The sequence below is a fragment of the Streptomyces griseiscabiei genome, assembly GCF_020010925.1.
Taxonomy (GTDB): Bacteria; Actinomycetota; Actinomycetes; order Streptomycetales; family Streptomycetaceae; genus Streptomyces; species Streptomyces griseiscabiei.
Genome location: NZ_JAGJBZ010000004.1, coordinates 565259 through 582560, shown reverse-complemented (window position 1 = coordinate 582560; position 17302 = coordinate 565259). Strand labels below are relative to the sequence as shown.

Here is a 17302-nt window from a genome sequence, read left to right as displayed (position 1 = left end):
GAGACCGTCCCACCCATGATCGAGCCCTCTTCCCGGCCCCCTTCCGGGCCGCAGCCCCAGCCCCGGACCGTCTCCGGACCGTCCGAGGTCGTTCAGGCCCTGCGCGGGCTGCGGGTCTGGGACCCGAAGGTCAGCGCCCTGCCGTTGTTCGACCCGGCGGCGGCCCCGGCCGAGCCGGTGGCGCTCTTCGCCGGCTGGTTCGGCGAGGCCGTGGCCGCCGGGGAGGTGGAGCCGCACACCATGTCGCTGGCCACGGCGGACGCGGAGGGCCGGCCGGACGTCCGTACGGTGATGCTGCACGACGTGGACGCGCGGGGCTGGCACTTCGCCTCCCACTCCGGCAGCCGCAAGGGCCGCCAGCTCGCGGCCCGCCCGTACGCGTCCCTCGGCTTCTACTGGCCCCTCCTCGGCCGCCAGGTCCGGGTGCGCGGCCCGGTCACCGTCGAACCCGCCGAGGTCGCCCAGGCCGATCTGCACGCCCGCTCGACGGGGGCGCTGGCCGCCGCCCTCGTCGGCCGGCAGAGCGAAGTCCTCTCCTCCTACGAGGAGTTGGAGCGCGCCTCGGAGGACGCCTGGGCCCGTGCCGAGCGGGAACCGGACGTGGCCGTACCGACCTGGACGGCGTACGTCGTGGAGCCGGACGAGGTGGAGTTCTTCCAGGGGGACGCGCGGCGCCGGCACGTACGGCTGGACTACCGGCGGGAGGGCGGCGGTTGGGCCACGGAGCTGCTGTGGCCCTGACGGGCCGCCTTCCTGGACCGCCCCCTCGGGCGTCCTGTGCCGGGGCCGGACGGTCAGGCCTTCTCCCACACGGACACGTGCGTGGTGCTCTCGTTCGTGAACGGCTCCCCCTTCCACCCCTCCCACCGGTCCCGCAGCCGCATCCCCGCCAGCCGGGCCATCAGATCCAGCTCGGCCGGCCAGACGTACCGGAACGGCATCGACCGGTACACCGGCCGCCCCTCGACGACCGTCATGTGGTGCGACCGCAGCCCCTGGGTCGCCACCTCGTACGTGTCGAACCCCAGCCGCGCCGGGCCGACCCGGAACGGCACCGCGTTCTGCCCTGGCGGCAGCCGCCGCAGATCCGGCACCCCGACCTCGATCACGAAACGGCCGCCGGGCACGAGATGCGCGGCGGCGTTGCGGAAGCAGTCCACCTGGGCGTCCTGGGTGAGCAGGTTGTTGATCGTGTTGAAGACGAGGTAGGCGACGGTGAAGGCGGGCCCGTCCACCCGGGTCGTGGCGAAGTCCCCGATGGTGACGCCGATGTCCGCGCCGCCGGGCTTGGCCCGCAGCCGCTCCACCATGGCCCGTGACAGGTCGATGCCGTGCACCGGCACACCCCGCCGGGCCAGCGGCAGCGCGATCCGCCCGGTCCCGATCCCGAACTCCAGCGCCCGCGCGCCCTCTTCGGCGCCGGGTTCCTCCGCCAGCTGGGCGATCAGCTCGACGACGGGGTCCACGGCCGCCGGGCCGAACATGTCGTCGAAGGGGTCGTCCGAGGGGTCGTCGTAGTGCGCGGCGACGTCCTCGCCGAAGTACCCGTCGGCGTCGGCGACCTCCTCGTAGGCGTCCGGGAAGCCGTCCGCACCGCTGTTTCCGTCATGCGCGCTCATCAGATCCCCAAATCCCCTCGGGTGCCGGGTCCGTGGCCAGCCGTGCGTGCAGATGCGCGTCCCGGAAGGCGTCGTGGCGCCCCGCGTCGAACGCGGCCCCGCGCATGTTCCCCTCGTACGGGAACCCGCACAGCTCGGCGATGCGGCAGGACGCGGCGTGGTCGCCGACATGGTTCAGTTCGAGCCGGTGGATGCCGAGTTCGGTGAAGGTCCAGCGCGTGGCGAGGTCGAGCGCGCGGGTGGCGACACGGCGGCCACGGGCCTCGGGCAGCACCCAGTAGCCGACGACGGCCCGGCGCAGATGCCCGTCGATACCGCTCAGCCCGATCTGCCCGAGCGTCGCCCCGGTCGTCGCGTCCGTGATCCGGAAGGACACGGTCCTGCCCTCGGCGTCGGACTCGACGCGCCGCCGCAGGGACTCCCGGGCGCCCTCGAAGCTCTCGTCCCACAGCATCGGTGTGTTCCACCGCCGGAAGTCCGGATCGGTACGCCCGCGGAACCACGCCTCGACGTCCACGTCGGACCCGGCGTCCCAGGCGCACAACCGCAGGCCGTGACCGTGCGGCTCGGCGGTTGGTCGCTCATCGGTACGGCTCACCGCCCCATTGAAACGCGCGCCTCGTCACGAGCGCGCGCGAAATACGGGCACCGCACAGCCCCCGGCGTCCCGGAAGACCACTTCCAGCCCCATCCCGGCCCACAACCGCGAACCCCCGTCCCCGGACTCCGCCGCCTCCCCCTCCACCACCTCGGTCATCATCCGCGGCCCCTCCACGAGATCGACGACGGCGGCGACGTACGGCGTCCGCTCCCCGAAGGGCGGCAGGTCGTTGCGGTGGACGACGGACCAGGTGTAGAGCGTCGCGTGCCCGGAGGCCTCCTCCCAGCGCACGTCCTCGCTCCAGCAGTACGGGCAGAACTCACGCGGATAGTGGTGGGCGCGCCCGCACCCCGCGGCCGCGCACCGCCGGATCAGCAACCGCCCCTCGGCGGCGGCCTCCCAGTACGTACGGCTGAACCCGTCGGCCTCGGGCAGGTCGAACCGCCCGCCCGTCCGCGCGCCCATCAGAACAGCCCCAGCGCGCTGTCGACGGACCAGGTCTGCCAGGACATCCCGAACAGCGCCACCACCGAGATCAGCGCCATCATCGAGTTCTGCCCCTGCTCGGCCCAGTCGTGGATCATCAGGACGAGGTAGAGGAGGTTGAGGACCAGCCCGCCCACGAGCGCGACCGGGGTGAGCACGCCGAGGACCAGCCCGAGGCCGAGGGCGAGTTCGGCGTACACGACGACGTACGCCATCGTGCGCGGCCGGGGCCTGACCACCACGTCGAACCCGCTCCGCACGGCCGCCCACCGGTGCTTCTCCGCCACCCCCGCCGCCCACGCGATCCCGGACCCCTCCCGGAACCAGGCCTTCTTGTCCTTGTGCCGCCAACTCTCCAGCCACCACAGCCCGAGCCCGATCCGGAGCACGGCCAGCCATTCGGCACCACTGAGCCAGATCGAGTCCATGGGCATCGGACATCGCCGCCCTTCCGCATCCGCGCACGGGGTTTCTGACGGTACGTCAGTTCAGCGGACCGGGGCGGGATGCGCAAGGGATGGGGACGGACAGCCGTCCCGGCCACCACCACACCGCCTCCACGCTCCGGGAGACCTACGCCACAGATCCCACCCACCCCTCCTACAGCCGTGATCAATCCGCAACCAATTCCGGGCTTGACCGAGACCCAACAAGTGAGGGCGTGCATACGCTCAGGCACATGGCCGACTCCAGAACCCCTGTGGACCCCACCGGATCCGCGACCCCCGCCCCCTCCGACCGCCCCGTCTACGTGATCGGCGGCGGCCCCGGTGGGCTGGCCGTCGCGTACGCGCTGCGGGCCCAGGGCGTACGGGCGGTCGTGCTGGAGAAGGCGGACGCGGTCGGGGCGTCCTGGCGGCGGCACTACGACCGGCTGCGTCTGCACACCACCCGGCGGCTGTCGGGCCTGCCCGGCCTGCCCATGCCGCGCCGCTTCGGCCGGTGGGTGGCGCGGGACAACGTGGTGCGCTACCTGGAGAAGTACGCCGAGGTCCACCAGCTGGAGATCGTGACCGGCGTCGAGGTCTCCCGGGTCGAGCGGACCGCCGACGACACCGGCTGGCTGCTGCACGCCACCGGCGGCCGCGAGCTGACCGGCAGCGCGGTCGTCGTCGCCACCGGCCACAACCACACACCCCACCTTCCCGACTGGCCCGGCCGGGACTCGTACACCGGCGACCTGACGCATGCCTCCGCGTACCGCAACGCCGAGCCCTACGCCGGCCGTGACGTCCTCGTCGTCGGCATCGGCAACACCGGCGCCGAGATCGCCGTCGACCTCGTCGAGGGCGGCGCCCGGCGCGTACGGCTCGCGGTGCGCACCGCCCCGCACATCGTGCGCCGGTCGACCGCCGGCTGGGCGGCCCAGTACACGGGCGTCCTCGTACGGCGGCTGCCGGTCGCCCTGGTGGACCGGCTCGCCCGGCCGATGGCGAAGCTCGCCGTGCCGGACCTGTCCGCGCACGGCCTGTCCCGCCCCGACACCGGCCTCTACTCCCGGGTGAACCAGGGCTCCATCCCCGTGCAGGACGTCGGCCTCATCGACGCCGTACGGAAGGGGAAGGTCGAGATCGTCGGCCCGGTCGAGGGGTTCGAGGACGGCAAGGTCGTCCTCGGCGACGGCGGCCGGATCGAGACCGACGCCGTGATCGCCGCCACCGGGTACCGGCGCGCCCTGGAGGGGCTCGTCGGACACCTCGACGTCCTCGACGGCCGCGGCCGACCGGTCGTGCACGGCGCCCGTTCCCCCAAGAACGCGCCCGGTCTCTACTTCACCGGCTTCACCAACCCCATCAGCGGCATGTTCCGCGAACTCGCCCTCGACGCCGAGAAGATCGCCAAGGCCGTCGCGAGGAAGGGCGGCGTCGCCACGCGCGACGCGCTCACGGTCCGCGTCCGCACCACGCCCTGACCGGACGGCCCCGCCACCTCCCGCCCTCGCCTCCGCACCGGTCCCGTCGCCCACGTCTGACCCGCGCCCCGCGCGGGTACAACCCCTTCGAACTCCCTTACCGCCGCGTAACTTTGCTCGCACGCCCATTCCTGACACAGCGTCAGTTCAGTAGTCTTGAATCTGACGTGTCGTCAGATTCGTGAACGCGTCACGTCGCTCGTCACGTCACTCGTCACGTCACTGAATTGGCTGTCACACAGGAGCGGGCGGACCGATGCTTGGATCAACCCACGGCACCCTCACCACCGACTCCCGCCGGGCCCGGACCATCGCGTGCGGCGAGCACCCCGCGCAGGTCGTGCACGGCAGGCCCGCCGAGGCCGGCGAGCTGGACGTCAGCGGGCGTCCGCTGTACGCCGACGTCCCCGATCTGGACCGTTTCTTCCGCCCGGAGTCCGTCGCCGTCGTCGGCGCCTCGGACGCGGAGGGCCGGCCGAACACCGGCATCACCCGGCAGCTCCTCGCCTGGTCGGAGCGGGTCGGCGCCCGGCTCCACCCCGTGCACCCCACCCGCGAGTCGGTCTTCGGCATCCCCTGCGTCCCTTCCGTCGCCGCGCTGCCCGAACAGGTCGACCTCGCCGCGCTGCTCCTCTCCGACCCCCTCCCCGTGATCGACGAACTGGCCGCGGCCAAGGTGCGGTTCGCCGTCGCCTTCGCCTCCGGTTTCGCCGAGACCGGTGCCGAGGGCGCCGCCGCGCAGGAGCGGCTGGCCGCCGCCGTGGCCCGCGCCGGCGGTCTGCGACTGCTCGGCCCCAACACCAACCTCAACGCCTTCGAGCGGTTCCGGGACGACCTCGACGGGCCGGCCATCGCGCTCATCACCCAGTCCGGCCACCAGGGCCGCCTCGTCTTCTCCCTCCAGGAACTCGGCATCCGCCTCTCCCACTGGGCCCCCACCGGCAACGAGGCCGACCTGGAGACCGCCGACTTCATCTCCTACTTCGCCGAACGCCCCGAGGTCGGCGCCATCGCCGCCTACGTCGAGGGCCTCAAGGACGGCCGCGCCTTCCTCCTGGCCGCCGACCGGGCCGCCCGGCGCGGTGTCCCGGTCGTCGCCGTCAAGGTCGGCCGCACCGAGACCGGCGCCCGCACCGCCGCCTCCCACACCGGCAAGCTGACCGGCGCGGACGCGGTGGTCGACGCGGCGATGCGGCAGTTCGGGGTCATCCGGGTCGACGGCCTCGACGAACTCCAGGACACGGCCACCCTGTTGGCACGGTCCCGCCGGCCCCGCACCCCGGACACGGCCACCCCGGGCCCGGCCGCCGACCCCCGGCCCGAGGGCGTCGTCGTCTATTCGATCTCGGGCGGCACGGGCGCGCACTTCGCCGATCTGGCCACCGAGGCGGGGCTGCCCCTGCCCACGCTCTCCGAGGCCAAGCAGACCGAGCTGCACCAGTGGATCCCCGGCTATCTGAACGTGGCCAACCCCGTCGACAACGGCGGCCACCCCGTGGGTGACTGGCGTGGCCCCCGCATCCTCGACGCGATCCTCGACGACCCGCAGGTGGGCGTGCTGATCTGTCCCATCACCGGCCCCTTCCCGCCCATGAGCGACAAGCTCGCCCAGGACCTGGTGGCCGCGGCGGAGCGGACGGACAAGCTGGTGTGCGTGGTGTGGGGATCGCCGGTGGGCACCGAGGCCGCGTACCGCGAGACGCTGCTCGGCTCGTCCCGGGTGGCGACCTTCCGCACCTTCGCCAACTGCATCACGGCCGTCCGCGCCCACCTCGACCACAGCCGCTTCACCACCGCCTACCGCTCCCCCTTCGACGAGGCACCGCGCTCCCCCTCGCCCTCCTTCCGCAAGGCGAAGGCGCTGATGCGGCCGGGGCAGCAGCTGAGCGAGCACGCGGCCAAGCAACTGCTGCGCGCGTACGGGATACGGGTGCCGCGCGAGCAGTTGGTGACCAGCGCGGCGGCGGCCGTCCGCGCGGCGAGCCTGGTCGGCTATCCGGTGGTGATGAAGGCGTCCGGCGCCCGCATCGCGCACAAGACGGAACTCGGCCTGGTGAAGATCGGGCTGACCTCGGCGAGCCAGATCCGCGACGCCTATCGCGAACTGACCGACATCGCCCGCTACGAGGACGTCTCCCTCGACGGGGTGCTGGTGTGCCAGATGGTGGAGCGGGGCGTGGAGATGGTCGTGGGCGTCACCCACGACGACCTCTTCGGGCCCACGGTCACCGTCGGCCTCGGCGGTGTCCTCGTGGAGGTCCTGCGCGACTCCGCCGTACGCGTCCCGCCGTTCGCCGAGGACCAGGCCCACGCCATGCTCGCCGAACTGCGCGGGCGGGCCCTGCTGGACGGGGTCCGCGGGGCTCCCCCGGCCGACGTGGAGGCCCTCGTGGAGGTCGTGCTCCGGGTGCAGCGCATGGCGCTGGAACTCGGGGACGACATCGCGGAGCTGGACATCAACCCGCTGATGGTGCTGCCGAGGGGACAGGGGGCGGTGGCCCTGGACGCGCTGGCGGTGTGCCGCTGAGCGCCACCACGCCCCCAGCACCACCCCCACCACGTCCCTCACCCCGCGTAAGAACAGGAGCACCCACATGCCCGCTTCCCCCCTCGAACAGCCGAAACAGACGGAACAGCCCGAACAGCCGGAAAAATCCCGTGACTCATTGTTACTGCACGCCACTGACAACGCCGTCTCGTGGATCACCCTCAACCGCCCCGAGGCGATGAACGCCCTCACCCCCGACCAGCGGGAACGCCTCATCGGCCTGCTCTCCGACGCCTCCGCCGACCCCGCCGTGCGCGCGGTCGTCATCACGGCCACCGGCCGCGGCTTCTGCGCGGGAGCGGACCTGCGGGGCGGCGCGGGCGGCGGGACGACCGGCGGCGAGGCGCGGGTGCCCGGTGACGTGGCGCGCATGATCCGGCTCGGCGCCCAGCGCCTCGTCGGGGCCGTCCTCGACTGCGAGAAGCCGGTGATCGCGGCGGTGAACGGCACCGCGGCCGGCCTCGGCGCGCACCTCGCCCTCGCCTGCGATCTGGTCCTGGCGGCCGAGGAAGCCCGTTTCATCGAGGTGTTCGTACGGAGGGGTCTGGTCCCCGACGGCGGCGGCGCGTATCTACTCCCCCGCCTCGTCGGCCCTCAGCGGGCGAAGGAGCTGATGTTCTTCGGGGACGCCCTGTCCGCCGCCGAGGCGGAGCGCCTCGGCCTGGTCAACCGTGTCGTCCCCGCGCCGGAGTTGGAGAAGACGGCCCGGGAGTGGGCGGAACGGCTGGCCGCCGGTCCGACGCGCGCCCTGGCCCTGACCAAACACCTGGTCAACACCTCCCTCGACACCGACCGCGCCACCGCCTTCGCCGCCGAGGCCGCCGCCCAGGAGATCAACATGACGACGGCCGACGCCCAGGAGGGCGTGGCGGGCTTCGTGGAGCGACGGACCCCGCGCTTCGAAGGCCGCTGACGATGACGATGGCGCCGACGGCCATGAGACAGCCCTGAGCAAGCTCGCACAACCTCGGCGGGCGACGGCACTTCACTTCTGACGGTCTGTCAGTTTCAATCGTCGACATGATGGGACACGCGGGAATGGCGGCCGCCGCCGTCCGTTACCTGAGAGCGGATCCGGCGGACAGGAGCCGTGGGACGACGAGCGCGCCACCGGTCGTGGACGCGCTCCCCCGCCCCGAGCTGCGCTGCGTCGGCGAGAACGAGCGGGCCCCGGTCGACCAGACCGAGTTCCGCCGCGTCCTGGGCAACTTTGCGACGGGCGTCACGGTCATCACCGCCCCGGCACCGCCCCCGGCGGACGGCGTCCCGGGCGAGACCCCCGACAGCCGCCCCGCCGGCTTCGCCTGCCAGTCCTTCTCCGCCCTCTCCCTCGACCCGCCCCTCGTGGTCTTCATGGTCGGCCGTACGTCGACGACCTGGCCCCGCATCGCTCGCGCGGGTGTCTTCTGCGTGAACGTGCTCGCCGCGGAGCAGGGCGGGTTGTGCCGGCGTTTCGCGGCGAGCGGCACGGACAAGTTCGCCGGTGTCTCCCACACCCCCGCCCCCACCACGGGCTCCCCCCGTCTGACGGGCGCCGTCGCCTGGATCGACTGCACCGTCCACGCCGTCCACACCGGCGGCGACCATCTGATCGTGGTGGGCCGGGTGGAGTCACTGGGGACCACGGGGGACGAGGACGGGACCGGCACTGGGGCCGGGACCGGTGCCGGCCCGGAGGAGAGCGCACCCCTGTTGTTCCACCGGGGCCGCTTCGGCGGGTTCACCACCGGCTAGGGCCCTTCTGATGGATCTCTGTGGGAGAAGGAGCGGCGTTCGGTGCGTGCGCTCGGCGTGCGGCGTGGAGGGTCTTGTGGCGGAGCCACCTGGCCCTTCGCGCCGTGCGGCTGGGGGTCCCCCCACGCCCTTGAGGCAGTGGGGGAGTGCGTGCCGGGCGTCGCGACGCCGCGGAGATCCATCAGAAGGGCCTTAGGGCGGGAAGGCCGCCGGTCAACCCGCCCCAGGTGCGGACACGCTGTCATCCGAACCGTGCTCAGAACTGTGCGAAGAACCTCCAGATCTCCGCCTTGGTCCAGGTCGTGACGCCGCTCTCGCCGGAGGAGCCGTCGACCGGGCCGGGGATGTGGCCTCCGTCGAACGCGGCCCATCGGACCGGGTATCCGGCACGGCAGCCCGAGTAGGCGGTGGTGATGTGGGTGCGGCTGCCCGGCGCGGGCTCACGCGGGCTCTGGGGGGTGCAGCCGTTGTTGCCGACGAACTTGTCGCGCAGGGACCGGCCTTGTCCGATGCTGAGGACGGAGTCGCCGATACCGTGGATGCCGAGGTAGGCGATGGGCTGGGAGCCGCCGTCGCACCCGCTGATCTGGGCGCCGGAGATGACCGCGACGGCCCGGAAGACGTTCGCCCGGCCGCAGGCGAGCGCGTAGCTCATCCCGCCGCCCCAGCTGAATCCGGTGGCGAAGCGCTGTCCCGGGTTGACACAGAGGCCGCCCTCGATGCGTCGGATCATGTCGTCGACGAAGACGACGTCCTCACCGCCCGCGTTGCCCCAGCCGTTTCCGAGGCCCTGGGGGGCGACGAGGATCGCGCTGTTGCCGGACTGTTCCTGCTGGCCGTAGTAGGACCAGGCGCTGCCGCTGGTGCCGCCCGAGGCGACGTCGCCGGCGGTGCCGCCCCGCCAGTGGAAGGCGAAGATCAGCCGGTAGGGGCGGCTGTTGTCGTAGTTGGCGGGAACCCTGAGGATGAAGCTGCGGCTCTTGCCGCCGCTCTGGATCGTGTGCGTACCGCTCGCCAGGGCCGGGGCGTTGCCGCATCCGCCCGCGCCGCCGGACGACATCTTGACCATCTGCCATTGCTGGTTGGCGCCGCCCCAGTCGGTGTACTGGACGACGGCGCCGCCGTCCGCGGTGGAGGCGCCCTGTACCTCCACCGCCTTGCCGCTGGTGCGGTTGACCAGCCGGACGTGGCCCCCGTCGGAGTCGGCCAGGCGGAACTGCTGGTTGGCCCCGTTGTGGTCGGCCCACTGCTGGATCGCGGCACCGTCCGCGGTGGAGGCGCCGGCCACGTCGAGGACCTTGTCCGAATGCCGGGCCCTGAGGCGGTAGAAACCGTCGCCGGAGTCCGTGAACCGCCACTGCTGGTGGGTGCCGTCGTCGCGCGTGCGCTGGCTGACCCGCGTGCCGTCGGCGGTGGACGCGCCGGTGACGTCGAGGGCCTTGCCGCTGTTGCGGTTGACCAGGACGTACCAGGCGTCGGTGTCCACCGTCGCCGCCTCTGCGGGCGCCGGGTGCACCGCGGCGAGCATGCCGATCGTGAGGGTCGCCGCCGCCAGCGCCGCGACCCGGGACCACCAGCGGTGTCGTGCGGGAGCGGCGGGGTGGGCCGCACCGTGGGTCTTCATCGGTTCACCCTTTCGTCGGTGAGGGATCCCCTCAGGCACGGGACCAGCGCTGGCCGCTGCCGCCCGAGCAGGAGGAGAGCTGGATCAGGGTGCCGTTGGCGGTGCCGCCGTTGACGGCGTCGAGGCAGAGACCGGACTGCGCGCCGACGATGGTTCCGTCGGAGTTGACGCGCCACTTCTGGTTGTCGCCGCCCCAGCAGCCGTAGATCTGGACCTTGGTGCCGCCGGCGGTGCCGGCGGCGTCCAGGCACTTGTCGCCGTAGACCCTCAGCTCACCGGCGGCGGTGTGCGTCCACTGCTGGTTGGTGCCGTTGTGGCAGTCCCACAGCTGGAGCTGGGTACCGTCGGTGGTGCTGGTGCCGGGCACGTCCAGACAGCGGCCCGAGCCGACGCCCTTGACCGGCCGGGCGTCCGCGGGCGGCGTGGGAGTGCCGCCGTTGAGTGCGCCGAGGACCGAGGTGTAGGCGGGCTTCTTGCTTCCGTCGCGGTTGAACAGCAGCGGTGTGTGCTCCGGCCGCCAGGAGTCGGAGTCGCGCACGCCCCAGACGGTGATGCCGAGGCAGCGCGGGACGGCCAGACAGTCGTTGGTCACGTTGGCGTACGTCGTGCCCGAGGCGCCCTGGATGTCGAGTTCGGTGATGGCGACGTCGACGCCGAGGGCGGCGAAGTTCTGCAGGGTGGTGCGGAAGTTGCTGTGGTAGGGGCTGCCGTTGTTGAAGTGCGACTGGAAGCCGACGCAGTCGATCGGCACGCCGCGCTGCTTGAAGTCCCGGACCATGGAGTACATGGCCTGGGTCTTGGCCCAGGTCCAGTTCTCGACGTTGTAGTCGTTGTAGCAGAGCTTGGCGGCCGGGTCGGCGGCGCGCGCGGTGCGGAAGGCGACCTCGATCCAGTCGTTGCCGGTGCGCTGCAGGTTGGAGTCGCGCCGCGCTCCGGAACTGCCGTCGGCGAAGGCCTCGTTCACGACGTCCCACTGGGCGATCCTGCCCTTGTAGTGGGCCATCACGCCGTTGATGTGGCCGATCATGGCCTGGCGCAGGCTGCTGCCGCTGAGGCTCTGCATCCAGCCGGGCTGCTGGGAGTGCCAGGCCAGGGTGTGGCCGCGCACCTGTTTGCCGTTCTGCACCGCCCAGTTGTAGACACGGTCGGCGGCGGCGAAGGTGAACTGGCCGCGCTGCGGTTCGGTGGCGTCGATCTTCATCTCGTTCTCGGCCGTCACCGAGTTGAACTCACGGTTCGCGATCGACGTGTACGCCGAGTCGCCCAGCCTGCCGGAGGCGATGGCGGTGCCGAAGTAGCGGCCGCTCTGTGCCGCGGCGGCGCCGAGCGTGCTCTCGGCGGCGTGTGCGGCCGGTGGCGCGATCAGCGCGGCGACCGTGGCGAGGACGCCGGCGAACAGCGTCAGCGACAGGCCGCGGATCTTCGGGCGGACGGCGGGTCCGCGAAGGGCGTACGAGCCCATGACTGTGCCTCCAGACGAGGTGGACATCACGCGGGGATCGAAAGAGCGGGGAACACGTCGTCCGCTCCCGGCCGGCACGGGACGGCGGCCGGTCGGTCGTCTCCACGGCCGCGCGAGCAGCCGGGACGCGCCGGTCTCGAACTCACCGGAACGGGAACGGGGTGGCGCCGATGCTTCGAAGGACGGATCCGCGGATCCGTGTGCGGCTGTGTGGGAGCGACCGTGCGGCGCAGCCGTCGAGGGCGAAGCGGTCCGGAGTCCCGGACCGTGGCCGGCCACTCAGAGAGGGATGATTGAGGGATTGACAGTGAATCGTCAATACTCATCACCAAGAAAGTTTCCGATGACCGATCGAATCTTTCGGAAACATACCGAGCGACCGAGCGTCGCCCACTCAACTCCCCCCACCTTTGTCCCCCTTGGGTTGTCGCGCCTTGCCACCGCCTCCCCGGGGCGCCACAAGGAGCTGTTTGTAGACAGATCGGCGACAGCTCTTGACCGAAGAGGTCCCCATTCCTAGCTTGTGGCGTCAAAGGTTCGGTGCATTCTTCGAATGTTTCGAAGCAGTTCCCCGCTCCCGGTACGACCGCTCCGCTGATGCATCGGCGCCGCCTCACCCCGTCCCCAAGGAGGCCCTTCTGATGTGGTTCCGCCGCCCGTCCCCGATCGGTCCGAGACGCCTGCTCGCGGTCCTCGCGCCGCTGCTGCTCGTGGCCGCCTTCCTCGGCGCCCAGCCCGCCGCCGCCGCGACCGTCGACCCCAACGCCTCGTACGTGCTGGTCAACCGCAACAGCGGCAAGGCCCTGGACGTCCACAACAGGGCGACCGACGACGGCGCCCGCATCACGCAGTGGACCAGGAACGACCAGGCCCAGCAGCAGTGGCAGTTCGTCGACTCCGGCGGCGGCTACTACCGCGTCAAGTCCCGTCACTCGGGCAAGGTGCTCGACGTCCACAACCTGTCCACGGCGAACGGCGGCACGATCGTCCAGTGGGCCGACCTGAACGGCACCAACCAGCAGTGGCGGCTGGCCGACAGCTCCGACGGCTACGTACGGCTCATCGCGCGCCACAGCGACAAGGCCCTCGAAGTACAGGGCGCCGGCACCGCCGACAACGCGAACGTCGTGCAGTACGACGACTGGGGCGGCACCAACCAGCAGTGGCAGCTCGTCAAGGTCGGCGGCGACGGCTCCGGCTCGTGCGACCTTCCGTCGTCCTACCGCTGGACGTCGACGGGCGCGCTGGCGCAGCCCAAGTCGGGATGGGTCTCGCTCAAGGACTTCACCGTCGCCCCCTACAACGGCAGGCAGCTCGTCTACGCGACGACGCACGACACGGGGACGCGCTGGGGGTCGATGAACTTCGGCCTGTTCACCGACTGGTCGCAGATGGGCTCGGCCGCCCAGAACACGATGTCGTCCTCCACCGTCGCGCCGTCCCTGTTCTACTTCGCGCCGAAGAACATCTGGGTGCTGGCCTACCAGTGGGGTGGGACCGCCTTCTCCTACCGGACGTCGAGCGACCCCACCAACCCGAACGGCTGGTCGTCCCCGCAGGTGCTCTTCACCGGAAGCATCTCCGACTCCGGGACAGGCCCCATCGACCAGACGCTCATCGGTGACGGCACGAACATGTACCTGTTCTTCGCCGGCGACAACGGCAGGATCTACCGGGCGAGCATGCCGATCGGGAACTTCCCCGGCAGCTTCGGCGCGACCTCCACCGTGGTCATGAGCGACACGAGGAACAACCTGTTCGAAGCCCCGCAGGTCTACAAGCTGCAGGGCCAGAACCGCTACCTAATGATCGTCGAGGCGATCGGCTCACAGGGCCGCTACTTCCGCTCCTTCACGGCCACCAGCCTGAACGGCTCGTGGACCCCCCAGGCCACGACCGAGAGCAACCCGTTCGCCGGCAAGGCCAACAGCGGAGCCGGCTGGACCAACGACATCAGCCACGGTGAGCTGATCCGCTCCAGCGCCGATCAGACCATGACCGTCGACCCCTGCCGACTGCAGCTGCTCTACCAGGGCCGCAGCCCCAACTCCAGCGGGGACTACGGCCTCCTGCCCTACCGCCCGGGCCTGCTGACCCTGCAGCGCTGACGGTGTGAGAACAGGGTCCGCACAGGTGCCCGGGCCGGGCGGAGACCCGGCCCGGGCACCCGGCCCGGCCCGCTCCTAACCCACCACCGCCACCCCCACGACCACCACACACACCACGGCCAGCGCCCCCCACAGGAGGATCGACGCGCAGGGCTGGACCGGGCGGCCCCGGTCCGCGCGTACGAGGGTGTGGTGGGCGGCCAGGGCCGGGGGCAGGACCGTCGCGTAGAGCGCGAGGGCGGCGAGGTGCCAGGACGGGACGGCGAGGGCGGGCAGGACCCACAGGGTGCAGGCGGGCGGGATCCACCACCAGGCGATACGGCCGGTGAGCTGCCGGGCGGTCCAGTGGGCGAGCAGCAGGGCGGGCAGGACATAGCCCACGGTCAGTACGGTGGCCGCGAAGAGGACGAGCAGCAGGAGCAGCGGGGAGAGCAGGAGAACCCCGAAGGACGGCCCTCCGAGCGCGTCGCCCGGCCCCGAGTCGGCGTCGAGCGCGGCCAGGGACAGCACCGCGCACAGCAGCGCGCCCTCCACGCCCAGCACCGCCATCGACACCGCCGACGGCGCGGCACCGCGACCGGACGCGTCCTCGTCCGTCGCCCCCGCCGTTGCCATGTACATCATCACCAGCACCCTCCCCTCCTACAGGGAGTGTGCCCCGGCCGAAACGGTTGCCCCACGCGGACCGCGCGACGGGCCGGGGTCAGGCCACCGCCACCCCCGCGCCCCCCGGCTGCCCCGCCCGCCCCACCGGCCGCCGCCGGATCACCAGCGCCATCAGCGCCGCCGCCGCGCACAGCGCGCCCGAGGCGTACCAGACGACGTCGTACGAGCCGAAGGTGTCGCGGGCGAGGCCGCCGAGGAAGGCGACGAGGGCGGCGCCGACCTGGTGGGAGGCGAGGACCCAGCCGAAGACGATGGCGCTGTCCTCGCCGTAGTGCTCGCGGCACAGGGCCATGGTGGGCGGGACGGTGGCGACCCAGTCGAGGCCGTAGAAGACGATGAAGAAGATCATCGGGAGGTGGACGGCGGGGGCGAGGAGCATCGGGAGGAAGAGGAGCGAGACGCCCCGGAACGCGTAGTACACCGCCAGCAGCCGCCGGGAGTCGAAGCGGTCGGTGAACCAGCCCGAGGCGATCGTGCCGAGGACGTCGAAGACCCCGATGACCGCCAGCAGCGAGGCCGCCGCCGTGATGGGCATGCCGTGGTCGTGGGCGGCGGGCACGAAATGGGTCTGGACGAGACCGTTGGTGGAGGCGCCGCAGATCGCGAACGTGCCGGCCAGCAGCCAGAACGGCCCCGTCCGCATCGCCGAGAACAGCACCGTCACCGCCCGCCGGGCCGCCCCCCGCACCGGCTCCGGCTTCGGCACGAACTCCTTCGCCCCGTACGGCTTCAGCCCCACGTCCGCCGGGTGGTCGCGCAGCAGGAGCCAGACGAAGGGGACGACGGCCAGCGCGGCGAGGGCCACGGTGACGGAGGCGGGCCGCCAGCCGCGCTCGGAGACGATCCACGACAGCAGCGGCAGGAAGATCAGCTGCCCGGAGGCCGAGGCGGCGGTCAGGATGCCCGAGACCAGACCACGCCGCCGGGTGAACCAGCGGTCGGTGACGGTCGCCGCGAAGGCCAGCGCCATCGAACCGGAGCCGAGCCCCACCAGCAGGCCCCAGCAGAGCATCAGCTGCCAGGCCGAGGTCATCCACACCGTCGAACCGGCCCCGACCGCGATCACCGTCAGGGCCACCGCGACGACCCGGCGGATGCCGTAGCGGTCCATCAGCGCGGCGGCGAACGGGGCCGTCAGACCGTACAGCGCCAGATTGACCGCGACCGCCGACGCGATCGTGCCGCGCGACCAGTCGAACTCCTGGTGCAGCGGGTCGATCAGCAGCCCCGGCAGGGAGCGGAAGGCCGCCGCCCCGATGATCGTCACAAAGGTGACGGCGGCGACGAACCAGGCCCGGTGGACCCGGACCCGGCGGGCACGGGCGTCAGCAGCGGTACGCGCGTCGGCGCCGGCCTCGGGATCGGCGCCGGCCTCGGGATCGGCGTCGGCGATCGGGGCGTCGTCGGCTGTCTGCGTCATGCCGTCAAGCTTCCGACCTGCGATCCCGTCGAACGAGTGGCCGGAAGGACAGCATTGGCTAGGATCGGGCCATGCATCAGGCCACAGATCAGGCCACAGATCAGGCCACGGATCGGGCCGCGACCACAACCACGACCGGAGCCCCTCCCACCCGCCACCGCGTCGTCGTGCTGGCCCTCGACGGACTGCTCCCCTTCGAACTCGGCATCCCGCAGCGCATCTTCGGCAAGGCGCGGGACGCGGCGGGGCGGTCGCTGTACGACATCGCCACCTGCTCGGTCCGGCCGCCCGGCCCGGTGGAGACGGACGCCGACTTCGAGATCCTCGTCGCGAACGGCCCGGAGACCCTCGCCACGGCCGACACGGTCGTCGTCCCCGCCTCGTACGAGTTGGGCCCGGTCTACGAGGAGGGCGTCCTCACCCCGGAACTGTCCGCCGCCCTCGCCCACATCCGCCCGGGAACCCGGCTGGTCTCCATCTGCACCGGCGGCTACGTCCTGGCCGCGGCCGGCTACCTCGACGGCCGCCCGGCGACCACGCACTGGTACCACGCCGAGCATTTCCAGGGGCTCTTCCCGAAGGTGCGGGTCGACGCGGACGTCCTCTTCGTCGACGACGGCGACGTCCTCACCTCGGCGGGCGTCGCGTCCGGGATCGACCTGTGCCTGCACCTCGTACGCCGCGACCACGGCACCGCCGTCGCCAACGACGTGGCCCGGCGCACGGTCGTACCGCCGCACCGGGACGGCGGGCAGGCGCAGTACATCGAGCGGCCCCTGCCCGAGCCGCAGTCCGCGACCACGACCGCCGCGCGCGCGTGGGCCCTGGCCCACCTGCACGAGCCGATCCAGCTCCGTGACATGGCCGCGCGGGAGTCCATGTCCGTGCGCACCTTCACCCGCCGCTTCCGTGAGGAGGCGGGTGTCAGCCCCGGCCAGTGGCTCGCCGGGCAACGCGTCGAACGCGCCCGCCACCTGCTGGAGTCCACCGACCTCACCATCGACCGGATCGCCGACGCGGCGGGCTTCGGCACACCCCAGTCGATGCGCCAGCACCTCCAGAACACCCTGGGAGTGACCCCGACCGCCTACCGCCGGACGTTCCGCAGCAGCCGCGCCTGAC

At 72.0% G+C, this 17302-nt stretch carries 15 protein-coding genes; 7 read left to right on the top strand and 8 right to left on the bottom strand.

The genetic code is table 11. The features are described from left to right. Positions 1-15: 15 nt before the first annotated feature. Complete coding sequence (locus tag J8M51_RS42065; protein WP_236067911.1) at positions 16-741, top strand: pyridoxine/pyridoxamine 5'-phosphate oxidase; 726 nt, start codon at positions 16-18, stop codon at positions 739-741. Between the two features lie 53 nt (positions 742-794). Here the strand turns inward: J8M51_RS42065 and J8M51_RS42060 are convergent, their stop codons facing one another. Genes J8M51_RS42060 through J8M51_RS42045 form a run of 4 tightly spaced genes read right to left on the bottom strand, consistent with a single transcriptional unit; the run spans position 795 to position 3134 of the window. Beyond that, positions 795-1619, bottom strand: coding sequence for a class I SAM-dependent DNA methyltransferase (locus J8M51_RS42060; RefSeq protein WP_216590743.1), 825 nt, complete (start codon positions 1617-1619; stop codon positions 795-797). Next, entirely contained in the window at positions 1606-2217 is a 612-nt protein-coding gene (locus tag J8M51_RS42055; RefSeq protein ID WP_216590744.1) for a GNAT family N-acetyltransferase, read from the bottom strand. The genes J8M51_RS42060 and J8M51_RS42055 overlap by 14 nt, the downstream gene beginning before the upstream one ends. Before the next feature lie 24 nt (positions 2218-2241). Beyond that, positions 2242-2685: a Zn-ribbon domain-containing OB-fold protein gene (locus J8M51_RS42050; RefSeq protein ID WP_267300000.1), complete on the bottom strand. Its 444-nt coding sequence runs from the start codon at positions 2683-2685 to the stop codon at positions 2242-2244. Further along, positions 2685-3134 carry a DoxX family protein gene (locus J8M51_RS42045; RefSeq protein WP_267300040.1) on the bottom strand — a complete coding sequence of 150 codons (450 nt, stop codon included), beginning with the start codon at positions 3132-3134 and terminating at the stop codon, positions 2685-2687. Before J8M51_RS42045 ends, J8M51_RS42050 begins: the two co-directional genes overlap by 1 nt. Positions 3135-3385: 251 nt before the next feature. On the opposite strand from J8M51_RS42045, the gene J8M51_RS42040 reads away from it, so the two are divergent. The 4 genes from J8M51_RS42040 (at position 3386) to J8M51_RS42025 (ending at position 8900) form a co-directional block, all read left to right on the top strand. Next, a complete protein-coding gene (locus tag J8M51_RS42040; RefSeq protein ID WP_086754892.1) occupies positions 3386-4618 on the top strand; it encodes a flavin-containing monooxygenase in 1233 nt (410 codons plus the stop codon). A 256-nt stretch (positions 4619-4874) separates the two neighbouring features. Next, a complete protein-coding gene (locus J8M51_RS42035; protein ID WP_086754893.1) occupies positions 4875-7145 on the top strand; it encodes an acetate--CoA ligase family protein in 2271 nt (756 codons plus the stop codon). 67 nt (positions 7146-7212) lie between these two features. Next, the gene (locus tag J8M51_RS42030; RefSeq protein WP_236067912.1) at positions 7213-8079 is read left to right on the top strand and encodes an enoyl-CoA hydratase/isomerase family protein; all 867 of its coding nucleotides are present in this window, start codon (positions 7213-7215) and stop codon (positions 8077-8079) included. Positions 8080-8189: 110 nt separating this feature from the next. Beyond that, the gene (locus J8M51_RS42025) at positions 8190-8900 is read left to right on the top strand and encodes a flavin reductase family protein (RefSeq protein WP_256964269.1); all 711 of its coding nucleotides are present in this window, start codon (positions 8190-8192) and stop codon (positions 8898-8900) included. A 256-nt stretch (positions 8901-9156) separates the two neighbouring features. Here the strand turns inward: J8M51_RS42025 and J8M51_RS42020 are convergent, their stop codons facing one another. After that, positions 9157-10455 carry an RICIN domain-containing protein gene (locus tag J8M51_RS42020; protein ID WP_216590751.1) on the bottom strand — a complete coding sequence of 433 codons (1299 nt, stop codon included), beginning with the start codon at positions 10453-10455 and terminating at the stop codon, positions 9157-9159. 100 nt (positions 10456-10555) lie between these two features. After that, a complete protein-coding gene (locus J8M51_RS42015) occupies positions 10556-11986 on the bottom strand; it encodes an endo-1,4-beta-xylanase (protein ID WP_086754897.1) in 1431 nt (476 codons plus the stop codon). Between the two features lie 641 nt (positions 11987-12627). Between J8M51_RS42015 and J8M51_RS42010 the strand changes: the two genes are divergently transcribed. Continuing rightward, on the top strand, positions 12628-14094 hold the full coding sequence (locus J8M51_RS42010; RefSeq protein WP_086754898.1) for a non-reducing end alpha-L-arabinofuranosidase family hydrolase: 1467 nt from the start codon (positions 12628-12630) through the stop codon (positions 14092-14094). Between the two features lie 75 nt (positions 14095-14169). On the opposite strand, the gene J8M51_RS42005 is transcribed toward J8M51_RS42010, so the two are convergent. Further along, positions 14170-14718, bottom strand: a complete 549-nt coding sequence (locus tag J8M51_RS42005) for a hypothetical protein (RefSeq protein ID WP_256964267.1) — start codon at positions 14716-14718, stop codon at positions 14170-14172. 79 nt (positions 14719-14797) lie between these two features. Further along, on the bottom strand, positions 14798-16180 hold the full coding sequence (locus J8M51_RS42000) for an MFS transporter (RefSeq protein ID WP_267299999.1): 1383 nt from the start codon (positions 16178-16180) through the stop codon (positions 14798-14800). A gap of 71 nt (positions 16181-16251) precedes the next feature. On the opposite strand from J8M51_RS42000, the gene J8M51_RS41995 reads away from it, so the two are divergent. Further along, positions 16252-17301, top strand: coding sequence for a GlxA family transcriptional regulator (locus tag J8M51_RS41995; RefSeq protein WP_086761751.1), 1050 nt, complete (start codon positions 16252-16254; stop codon positions 17299-17301). Position 17302: the final 1 nt, after the last annotated feature.